Here is a 9,663-nt window from a genome sequence, read left to right on the forward strand (position 1 = left end):
AGCTCAGCCGCGTTCGATGTGCACGCTGGTCGACTTCACCCGGGCGGTGACCGTGACGCCCGGCGCCAGACTGAGATCCTCGACGGCCTCCCGGGTCAGCAGCGACACCACCCGGTGCGGGCCCGCCTGGACCTCCACCTGCGCGGAGACGTCACCCAGTTTGATGGCCGTCACGATCCCCGGGAACGCGTTGCGCGCCGAGGTGTACGGGGTGTCCCCGTCATCGGCGCCCTCTTGGGCGACCTCCACGCAGAACCCGGCGAGGGCGGGACCCTCCACGATGCGCCGGCTGCCCTGCCGGTGGGTCGGGAAGCGGCCGGCGTCGGCCCACCGCCGCACCGTGTCGACGCTCACACCCAGCAGGTCGGCGGCCTGTCCCATCGTGTACGACTCCATGAGCACCACCCTACGGGCATGAGATCGCGGGCCCGTTGACGACCCTCGGACCCGCACGGCGGCGGGCTCGATCGGCCGGAGGCGATGTGCCCATGCCAGGGCAAAACGATCATCGGTTTGCCCTCCTCGTGCAAGTGGGTAGATCATGCCTCGTGATCGGCAGTCGTGTGTCCGAAGTACCGCTTCACCAAGCGTCGGAGGACCAGGGCAAGCACCCCACACCCAAGGGTCCTCAGCAGCGAGGACCCTCGTCCCCGACAGGGAGCATGAAGATGGCCACCGGAACTGTGAAGTGGTTCAACTCGGAAAAGGGCTTCGGCTTCATCGAGCAGGACGGCGGCGGCCCCGACGTCTTCGCCCACTACTCCAACATCAACGCCCAGGGCTTCCGTGAGCTCCAGGAGGGCCAGAAGGTCGAGTTCCAGGTCACCCAGGGCCAGAAGGGCCCGCAGGCCGAGGACATCCGTCCCCTCTGAGCCGTAGCAGCCCGACGCCCCGCACCGTATCGGTGCGGGGCGTCGCTGCGTCCGCCTCCGGCGGCCCCGCCCCACCTCGCCGTCGAACCGGGCCGAGCACCGCCGTACTCTGTCCGGGTGATCCTGCACAGCCTTCACGACCGATCGGACCTGGCCGCCCGCTTCGTACGCGATGCCGCCATGAACCTGATGGAACTCGGCGACCTCGACGACCTGCCCTGGCCCCACACCAGCTGGTACACCGCTTCGCCGGACGGGCCGGTGGCACTGCTCTACGCGGTCGGCGACGTACCGACGCTGCTGGGCTTCACCCGCCCCGGGCAAGCGGCCGCCCTGGAGGAGCTCGCCGAGGCGCTGCTCCCCGTACTGCCCCGGCGCTTTCTCGGCCATCTGACCGGAAACGCCGCGAAGGTTCTGGAATCCGGGTACGTCGCCCAGTCTCACTCCACCCTGCTCCGCATGGCGCTGACCGAGCCCGACGTGGCCGAGCGGTACCCCGCCGGACCCTGGCAGCCCGCCCCACTGAGCCGGGCCGACCTCCCGGAACTCCTTGAACTCTTCGAACAGGCCTACCCGGGCAACTGGTTCGACGACCGCATGCTCGACACCGGCCAGTACCTCGGCGCCCGACAGGCCGGACAACTGGTCGCCGTGGCGGGCGTACACGTGCACTCGGCCGCCTACCGGGTCGCCGCGATCGGGAACGTCACCACGCATCCCCGGGTGCGCGGCCAGGGCGCCGGCGGCGCCTGTGTCGCCGCGCTGTGCCGACGGCTGGGAGAGACCGTGGACCACATCGGCCTGAACGTCCGTGCGGACAACGCCACCGCCGTCCGCCTCTACCGCCGGCTCGGCTTCAGCGAGGTCACGGAGTTCACCGAAGCGCTCTTCACCGCACGTCCGTAGGGAAGTCCGTAGGGAACGGTGGACAGGCCCGCCCCGGCCCTGTGAGGGGCCGGGGGCGGCCGCATGCGGTGCTGGGGGGTCCTGGCCGGTGGATGCGGGTTACGGGGTCGGACTGGCAGCGCGGGATGCCAGTAGTTCCTCCAGTCCCTCGGAGAAGTCGATCGTGCAGGACGGGACCTTGGACGTCTCGATCACGCCGAAGCTGCTCCCCCCCTGACCCAGCGGGTAGTAGTCCGACCACCCGAACGTGAGCGTGTAGCCCGGCGGGACCGTCTTCGCGTTGACCTTCAGGTCCATGCCGCCGCCACCGCCCCTCGGCATGACCTCGGCCTCGGGATCGGCCTGAGGACCGCGGTACCCGCCTCCCACCTCGGAGCACTGCGACCGTGGCTTCGACTGGACCACAGCGACTGCGACTCCCAGTGCCTTCAGCCGCTCCACGAGCGCGTGGACCTGGTGGTTCTCGGGCAGGTTGAACCGGAGCGAGCCGTCCGGGTCCCGCTTGATCTCCGGCTCGTCCGTGGCCGAGGGGCTCGGCGAGCCGACGGGACCCTGGGCGGGCCGGGAGCCGTCGTGGGTACTGCCGGGCAGGGCCATCACGGCGACGACCGCTGCCGTCGCGGCGCCCACGGCGAACGGGATGCCGTACTGCCGGGCGCGGGATCGGGTGGGGGGTGCGGGCGGCACGTCCGGGAGACGTGCCATGAGCGCCGCCTTGAGGCGCTCCTCGAAACCACTGGGCCTGTCGCTCATCGGGATACCTCCAACTGGGCTTCGGTGACAGAGCCCTGGACGGCGCCCAGAGCGCGCCGGGCACGGTGCAGGCGGACGCGGAACGTCGCCCGGGTGACGCCGAGGACCTGCGCGGCCTCGGCCGGGGTGAGTTCGTCGACCACCACGAGATCGAGGGCCGCGCGCAGCGGCTCGGGCAGGACGGCATGGCGCTCGGCCCGCTGTCTGAAGGCCCGCTGGGATTCGATGCGTTCCTCCAGCGCGGCAAGGTCCTCGCCGTCGAGGAGGCCCCGGCCGCTGAGTCGCGCCGGTGCTCCGCCGTCGCGGGCCTGGCCGCGGGCGCCCGGCGGGATGGTGCGGGCTATCGCGAACAGCCAGACGATCGGAGCCCTCCTGCCGGGCCGGTAGCCGGCAGCGGCTCCCATGGCGGCGAGGAAGATGTCCGCGGCCAGGTCGGCCGCCAGGTGCGGGTCGGCGACCCGGCGCGTGACGAATCCGAGGACGGCGTCGATGTGTTCCTCGTAGAACGCACCGAATCCCTCGGGCGTGGTGAGACCCGGCGGTCCGGTCTCGTGTCGTGGGCTGAGCACCCGGTGCCTCCCTTGCGCAGGGATCCCGGATGGCTCCCTCATCCAGTACTTGGCCGAAGGCGCCTCAAGCGTTTCATCGGGAGTGGTCGAGCCCGCCGGGGGTACCGGATGACCGGACCCACGCAGACGGACGCCGCCGCCCCGACGCGGGTCGGGGCGGCGGCGTCCGTTCCTGCGCTCCGCTCAGGAAGCGGGCGTGAACTTCGTCGCGGCGGGTGCCGCGGTGGCCTCCTTGACCACCTTCATGCCGCCCGGGACCGTCGCATCGGGCTTCATGATCACGCTCTGTCGGGTGGAGGGGGCCTTCGGGTCCGAGAAGTCGTGGGTGATGCCGAAGCCGTTGTCGTAGGACTTCAGGCTCAGCAGGGCCGCCCGGATGCCCTCGCGGGTCAGGTCCTTGTCGGCGCAGGCCTTCTTCAGCACCTCCCCGAACAGGGTGCCGGCGGTGAACCCGGCCACCACCCCGTTGTCCAGGCCCGAGTCCGGGTACTCCGCCTTGTACGCGGCGGCCAGCGCGGCCGGGCCCGCCTCGGTCGAGCCGATCGGCAGGGCCGAGGAGGCGACGTAGTAGTCCTTCTGCAGGGCCGCGCCCGCCGGAGTGGCGAGGAGCTGCGGGGAGAAGGCCGAGTTGTTGCCGACGATCGGGACGTTCCAGCCGCCGGCCGCGGCGACTCCGACGAGCGAGGCCGCCTGACGGGGGCCGGCGCTGATGACCACGGCCTTGACCCCGGCCTGCTTGAGGGCGGCGACCTGGGCCGTCATGTCGTTGTCGGTCGGCTTGATCTTCTGTTCGACGACGGTCAGCCCGGCCTCCGCTGCGATGGCCTTGGCTCCGGTCAGGGCGTTCTCGCCGTAGTCGCCCTCGAAGTAGACGTGCCCGATCTTGTCGCCCGAGGCGATCCGCTTCTGGTCGAGGAGGTAGCCGACCGCGTTGATGGTCTCGATGTCGTAGGTCGCGCCCACCGTGCGGATGTAGGGGCTGCCGAGCAGGGAGGCGGACCAGGCCTGCGGGATGACCAGCCCCTTGTCCTGGCCGTCGATCCGCTGCTTGACGGCGGAGACGAACGGGGAGCCGATGAACTGGGCGAAGCCCAGCACCGAGGGCTCCAGTTCGGTGTAGGCGGCGAGGGCCTTCTGCGGGTCGTAGCCGTGGTCGCGGACCGTCAGCTCGATGGTGCGGCCGCAGATGCCGCCCGCCGCGTTGGTCTGCTTCACCCACAACTGCTGGGCCTGGGTGACGCTCTTGCCGAGCGAGGCGTAGACGCCGGTCATGTCGGTGAGCGCGCCGAGCTTGATCGTCTTGTCGCTCACCCCGTCTCCGGCTTTGACCCCGCCCGAGGCGGCGGGCTTGTCGCCCTCGGCGGGCTTGGCCTTGCCACTGCACCCGGCGGCTCCGGTCAGGACGAGTGCGGCCGCCAGGGCCGCGGCGGCGTGCCTTCTTCTGTTCACGTTCGCTCCTTCGGGGGTGTGGTGCGGGTGCGGACGATCCGGGTGATGCCGGTGAGACCGCCGGGCAGGAACAGGACGGCCACGACGACGGCCGCTCCGTACAGGTAGCGGGAGGCCTCGCCCGGCGAGACCCCGCCCGTTCCGGGGGCGGAGACCAGCGGCAGGGCGTCGCTGTAACGGGTGAGGAGTTGGGGCAGGAGGGAGACGAAGACGGCGCCCACGACGGCTCCCGCGACGGTGCCGAGGCCGCCGATCACGATCATGGCGAGGTACTCCAGGGACAGCACCATGCCGAAGTAGTCGGGCACGGTGCGCTGGAAGACCAGGGCCAGCAGGACACCGGCGAGCCCCGCGTACATGGACGACAGGACGAAGACGGCGGCCCGGTACCGGGCGACCGGCACGCCCATCACCCCGGCGGCGATGCTGTGGTCGCGCAGGGCGTTCATGGCCCGGCCGGGCCGGCCCCGCAGGACGCCGCGGGCGAACAGGGCGCCGCCGAGGAGGAGAGCGAGGGCGACGTACCAGAGCTTCTCGGCGGACTGGAAGGGGACGGCGGCGATGACGGTCTCGGTGTCGTCGAAGGTGAAGCCGAAGAGGGACAGGGGCTCCACCTCCCGCCCGTTGAACCCGCCGGTGACGCTGGTGGCGTTGAACAGCACGTGCTGGCCGATGAAGATCAGCGCGAGCGTGGCGATGCCGAGGTACGCGCCGCGCAGGCGGCCGGCGATGGGGCTGAACAGGCCCCCCGCCGCCCCGGCGAGGGCGACGGCCAGGACCGCGGCGAGCCAGCTGGGCAGCCCGAGTCCGACCAGCTCGTGGCTGCCCGCCGTACTTCCGTCCCCGGCCAGCGCGCAGTACCCGTAGGCGCCCACGGCGAGGAAGAAGGCGTGGCCCATCGACAGCTGGCCGGTGGCTCCGGTGAGCAGGTTGAGCCCGATGGCCCCGATGGCGGCGGCGATGGCGAACAGCCCGGCCTGCAGCCAGAACCGGTCGAAGTAGAACGGCAGCGCGAGGAGCACCAGGACGGCGGCTGCCGCCGCCGCGTTGCGGGTGGTGAGCAGCCGGGGCCGGGAGGCCGCCACCGGGGCGGCGGCCTCGGGGTGCAGCACGGGGCTGCGGGTGTCAGACACGGGCGAGCTCCTTCGTGCCGAAGAGTCCGGCGGGACGGATCAGCAGGACCGCGACCATCACCAGGTACGGGGCCAGGTCGCCGATGCCCCGGCCGAGGAAGGTCAACTGGCTCTGGTAACCGGTGGCCAGGGCCTCGGTGACGCCCACGATCAGACCTCCGGCCAGTGCGCCGGAGGTGGAGTCGAGACCGCCGAGGATCGCGGCCGGGAAGGCCTTCAGGGCGGCGAGGGAGGTGGCCCGCTCCAGGCCGGGCGTGGGGAAGACGGTCAGGAAGAGCGCGGCGACGGCGGCCAGCGCCCCGGCCACGGCCCACGCCGCGAGCGAGACCCGGCCCAGCCGTACGCCCATCAGCGCGGCCGTCTCCGGCTGTTCGGCGGCGGCGCGCATGGCCACGCCCCAGGAGGTGTGCCGGAACACGAGCAGGAACACGGTGATCAGCAGCCCCGCGGCGAGGATGGCGGCGATCCGGGTCTGGGGCACGGTGACCGCACCGAGGTGGACGACGCGGTCGCCCCACGGGTCGCCGAGCGAGAGCACGTCGGTGCCGAGGCGCCGGGTGAGGTCGGTGATGAGGAGGATGTCGACGCCGATGGTGACGATGGCCAGCACGCTCTGGTCCTGGCCCCGGTAGCGCCGCATCACCAGGAACTCGATCGCCGCGCCCACGGCGGCCGCCGACAGGGCCCCGGCCAGGAGCGCGCCCCAGAATCCGAGCTCCTCGTGCAGGGTGGCGGTGACGTACCCGCCGGCCAGGAGCAGGGAGGCGTGGGCGAAGTTGACCACTTCGGTGGCTTTGAAGATGACCACGAAGCCGAGGGCGATCAGGGCGTAGACGGAGCCCATGGAGAGCCCGCCGAGGAGCAGTTCGAGGAACGTGGTCATGCGGCCGGCTCCTCCTCTCCGAGGTACGCGCGGATCACTGTGGGATCGTTCTGCACCTGCGCGGGAGTTCCGCCGCCGATGCGTTTGCCGAAGTCGAGTACGGTCACCGCGTCCGCGAGCCGCATCACCACCCCCATGTCGTGTTCGACCAGCACGATCGAGATGCCGAGGCCGTCCCGGACGCCCGCGATGACGGCGGCCGTGCGCTGCCTCTCGTCGGCGGTCATGCCGGCGACGGGTTCGTCGAGGAGCAGCAGCCGGGGCTCCATGCACAGGGCCCGGGCCAGCTCGACGAGTTTCTGCTTTCCGTACGGGAGGGAGCCTGCGGGCGCCGCGAGGTCGCCCTCCAGCCCGACGAACTCGGCGATCTCCCTGACTCGTTCGCGGTGCCTGCGGTCTTCGCGCGCGGCGGCGGGCAGCCGCAGGCCGGCGGCCAGGAAGCCGGTCCGCATCAGCCGGTGGCGCCCCAGCAGGAGGCTGTCGGCGACGGTGGTGTGCGGGGGCAGTGCCAGGTTCTGGAAGGTGCGGGCGATACCGAGGGCGGCGACGGAGTGCGGGGCGAGGCCGGTGAGTTCGGCGGCGCCGAAGCGGACGCTTCCACCGGTGGCCCGGTACACCCCGGACAGCACGTTGAAGCAGGTGGACTTGCCCGCTCCGTTGGGTCCGATGACGGCGTGCACGCTCCCGGGCTCCACCGTGAAGGAGACCGCGTCGAGCGCGGTCAGGCCGGAGAAGCGGACGGTGACGTCGGTGACGGTGAGCGGCGGAGGTGAGGCGTTCGTGTTCACGGCGTCCCCGTTCATGCCGACCACCTGCGCAGTTCCCGCCGCGCCCCGGCGGCGGCCGCGTCGGGCGCCGCCTCGTCGGTGATGCCGAGGTAGCGGCGGCGTACCTCGTCCGAGGCGGCCAGCTCGGGAGCCGGGCCGTCGAGGGTGACCTCGCCGACCTCCAGGACGTAGGCGTGGGAAGAGAGCCGCAGCGCCAGGGCGGCGTTCTGTTCGACGAGGAGGACCGAGGCGCCCGAGGCGTTGATCTCGGTGATGGTCTCGGCGATGGTGGCGGCCATCCTGGGCGCGAGCCCGAGGGTGGGTTCGTCGAGCAGCAGCAGCCGCGGGCGGGCCATCAGGGCCCGGCCGAGGGCGAGCATCTGCTGTTCGCCGCCGGACAGCAGTCCGGCCCGCTGCCGAGCCCGCTGGGCCAGTACGGGGAACAGCTCGTGCACCCGGGCCAGGGAGCGGGCCGTGTCGGCGCGGGATCCCGCGCGGCCGCCCAGGGCCCCGGCGCGCAGGTTGTCCGCGACGGTCATCCGGGTGAACACCTTGCGCCCTTCGGGTACTTGCACCACTCCCGCGGCGACGACCCGGTCCGGGGTGAGCCCGTCCAGCGGCCGGCCGTCGAAGCTGATGCTCCCGCCGGTGACGGCTCCCCGGTGGAACCCGAGCGTCCGGGACACCGCGCGCAGCAGCGTCGACTTCCCGGCGCCGTTGCCTCCGAGTACGACGACCACCGCGCCGGCGGGCACGTCGAGCGATACCGAGCGCAGTGCCCGGACCGGCCCGTAGCCGATGGACAGCTCACGCACGTGGAGCGAACCCACGTCGTCTCCTTCCTCTGGGCGGCCTTGTGCTGGCGCACACACCAGCACCGGGCCGGGGCGGGCGTCCACGGGCCGATGCGGAATCGCTGCCGATGACCAGCCCGGACGGGAGCGTGTTGTGCACGCGCACAGACCTCTCGCGCGGGCCCCTTTCGGCGGCGGAGGCGGGGTGACATCCTCAGCGGCCATGGGTGGACGCAGATCGCGCACGGAACAGGAGTGGTCGGTCCTGGTGTCGGCGGCGGACGTACTGATCGCCGACATTCCCGGACTCACCGACCAGCTCATCAGGGACCTGGCGAAGCACTCGCCGCTGTTCGACCTCGCCGTTCCGCGGGACGAGCACTGGCAACAGGTCAGCGAGGCCATGCACTACGGGATCGAGGCCTTCGCCGCGCCCCGGTCCGGCCCGCGCAAGGACCTCGTGTACGCGGAGGAGCTGGGCCGCCGCCGGGCCGAGCAGGGGCTGCCGCTGGACCTGCTGCTCTACGCGTACCGCAGGGCGGGCCGGCTCACCTGGGACGCGCTGCTGGACATCGTCACCGAGAAGGATCCGGAGGCGCTGCCCGTACTGGCCCGCGCGGCCGGGGCCATGTGGGCGGGGATCGAGCAGCAGGCGGCCGCGACCGCGGAGGCGTACCGCACCGCGGAGCTGGAGATGCGCCGACGCAGCGACGAGCGGGCCCAGGCCCTGCTGGACGCCCTGCTGGAGGGGGACACGGCGCCGGCCCTGGCCGCACAGGTGGCGCTGGCCCTGGATCTGCCGGAGCAGGGGCGGTACGCGGTGGTGGTGCTGCCGGCCGACCGGGGCGATGCGGTGCACCGGGTGGTGGCGGCGGGCGGGATGCGGCTGTTCTGGCGGATGCGCACGGAGCGGGAGCTGGCCGTGGTGGCCCTGGGCGACTCCTCGCCGGCCGATCTGGCGGCCGAGCTCGCGGACCGCTGCCCGGGGCCGGGCGGCATCAGCCCGGTGGTCGACGGCCTGGCCGAGTTGGGCCGGGCCCGGCGGCTGGCGGAGACCGCGCTGCGGACCTGCGGGCAGGACGAGCGGGTGCTGGTGCGGCTGGCCGACCGGCTGCCCACGGCCTTGGTGGTGCGCCAGCCCGAACTGTCCGCCGAGCTGGTCCAGGCGGTGCTCGGCCCCCTGCTGGAGCTGGACCCGGCGGACCGGGCGATGCTGCTGGAGACCCTCGACGCCTGGCTGGCGGCGGAGGGGTCCGCGGGCCGCGCGGCGAGCCGCCTGTACTGCCACCGCAACACGGTCTTCAACCGCCTGCGCCGACTGGAACACCTGACGTCGAAGTCCCTGTCCCGCCCCCGGGACCTCATCGCGCTGACCCTGGCACGGGACGCGTACCGGCTGTCGGGCGGCTGAGGGCGCGCATCGCCATGTGGCCGAGGCCTGTGGGTATGCAAAAGCGCCCGGCCGGAGGGATACCGGTCGGGCGTTGCGTGTCTTCGTGTTCCGCTGGTCGGTTTAGTACCAGTGGTTGTTCTGCCA

11 protein-coding genes are annotated in these 9,663 nt (G+C 72.3%); 3 read left to right on the forward strand and 8 right to left on the reverse strand.

What is annotated here, in order from left to right:
* Positions 1–3: 3 nt before the first annotated feature.
* Positions 4–396: a molybdopterin-binding protein gene (locus ACFRU2_RS40375; RefSeq protein WP_382981313.1), complete on the reverse strand. Its 393-nt coding sequence runs from the start codon at positions 394–396 to the stop codon at positions 4–6.
* 272 nt (positions 397–668) lie between these two features.
* Here ACFRU2_RS40375 and ACFRU2_RS40380 point away from each other — a divergent pair, with 272 nt between their 5' ends.
* Both ACFRU2_RS40380 and ACFRU2_RS40385 read left to right on the forward strand, forming a co-directional pair.
* Positions 669–872: a cold-shock protein gene (locus tag ACFRU2_RS40380; protein ID WP_243336897.1), complete on the forward strand. Its 204-nt coding sequence runs from the start codon at positions 669–671 to the stop codon at positions 870–872.
* Between the two features lie 117 nt (positions 873–989).
* A complete protein-coding gene (locus tag ACFRU2_RS40385; RefSeq protein ID WP_382981314.1) occupies positions 990–1,778 on the forward strand; it encodes a GNAT family N-acetyltransferase in 789 nt (262 codons plus the stop codon).
* Between the two features lie 99 nt (positions 1,779–1,877).
* Here ACFRU2_RS40385 and ACFRU2_RS40390 read toward each other — a convergent pair whose 3' ends face one another.
* From ACFRU2_RS40390 to ACFRU2_RS40420, 7 genes are all read right to left on the reverse strand, one after another.
* On the reverse strand, positions 1,878–2,531 hold the full coding sequence (locus ACFRU2_RS40390) for a hypothetical protein (RefSeq protein ID WP_382981315.1): 654 nt from the start codon (positions 2,529–2,531) through the stop codon (positions 1,878–1,880).
* Entirely contained in the window at positions 2,528–3,100 is a 573-nt protein-coding gene (locus ACFRU2_RS40395) for an RNA polymerase sigma factor (RefSeq protein ID WP_382981316.1), read from the reverse strand. The genes ACFRU2_RS40390 and ACFRU2_RS40395 overlap by 4 nt, the downstream gene beginning before the upstream one ends.
* Positions 3,101–3,283: 183 nt before the next feature.
* Positions 3,284–4,549: an ABC transporter substrate-binding protein gene (locus ACFRU2_RS40400; RefSeq protein WP_382981317.1), complete on the reverse strand. Its 1,266-nt coding sequence runs from the start codon at positions 4,547–4,549 to the stop codon at positions 3,284–3,286.
* Complete coding sequence (locus ACFRU2_RS40405) at positions 4,546–5,682, reverse strand: branched-chain amino acid ABC transporter permease (RefSeq protein WP_382981318.1); 1,137 nt, start codon at positions 5,680–5,682, stop codon at positions 4,546–4,548. Before ACFRU2_RS40405 ends, ACFRU2_RS40400 begins: the two co-directional genes overlap by 4 nt.
* Positions 5,675–6,565 (reverse strand): branched-chain amino acid ABC transporter permease, encoded by an 891-nt coding sequence (locus ACFRU2_RS40410; protein ID WP_250747797.1) that lies wholly within the window; start codon positions 6,563–6,565, stop codon positions 5,675–5,677. Before ACFRU2_RS40410 ends, ACFRU2_RS40405 begins: the two co-directional genes overlap by 8 nt.
* Positions 6,562–7,368, reverse strand: coding sequence for an ABC transporter ATP-binding protein (locus tag ACFRU2_RS40415; RefSeq protein WP_382981319.1), 807 nt, complete (start codon positions 7,366–7,368; stop codon positions 6,562–6,564). Before ACFRU2_RS40415 ends, ACFRU2_RS40410 begins: the two co-directional genes overlap by 4 nt.
* Entirely contained in the window at positions 7,365–8,162 is a 798-nt protein-coding gene (locus tag ACFRU2_RS40420) for an ABC transporter ATP-binding protein (protein ID WP_382981320.1), read from the reverse strand. Before ACFRU2_RS40420 ends, ACFRU2_RS40415 begins: the two co-directional genes overlap by 4 nt.
* Positions 8,163–8,349: 187 nt before the next feature.
* On the opposite strand from ACFRU2_RS40420, the gene ACFRU2_RS40425 reads away from it, so the two are divergent.
* Positions 8,350–9,537: a CdaR family transcriptional regulator gene (locus ACFRU2_RS40425; protein WP_250747803.1), complete on the forward strand. Its 1,188-nt coding sequence runs from the start codon at positions 8,350–8,352 to the stop codon at positions 9,535–9,537.
* Positions 9,538–9,663: the final 126 nt, after the last annotated feature.

It is taken from the genome of Streptomyces sp. NPDC056883 (genome assembly GCF_042788835.1).
Classification (GTDB): domain Bacteria; phylum Actinomycetota; class Actinomycetes; order Streptomycetales; family Streptomycetaceae; genus Streptomyces; species Streptomyces stoeckheimensis.

Excerpts from the sequence above, each read along its gene's own strand:
- ACFRU2_RS40425 (WP_250747803.1), top strand. The coding sequence starts at position 8,350 with ATGGGTGGACGCAGATCGCGCACGGAACAGGAGTGGTCGGTCCTGGTG.
- ACFRU2_RS40375 (WP_382981313.1), bottom strand. The coding sequence starts at position 396 with ATGGAGTCGTACACGATGGGACAGGCCGCCGACCTGCTGGGTGTGAGC.
- ACFRU2_RS40415 (WP_382981319.1), bottom strand. The coding sequence starts at position 7,368 with ATGAACGGGGACGCCGTGAACACGAACGCCTCACCTCCGCCGCTCACC.
- ACFRU2_RS40380 (WP_243336897.1), top strand. The coding sequence starts at position 669 with ATGGCCACCGGAACTGTGAAGTGGTTCAACTCGGAAAAGGGCTTCGGC.
- ACFRU2_RS40390 (WP_382981315.1), bottom strand. The coding sequence starts at position 2,531 with ATGAGCGACAGGCCCAGTGGTTTCGAGGAGCGCCTCAAGGCGGCGCTC.
- ACFRU2_RS40410 (WP_250747797.1), bottom strand. The coding sequence starts at position 6,565 with ATGACCACGTTCCTCGAACTGCTCCTCGGCGGGCTCTCCATGGGCTCC.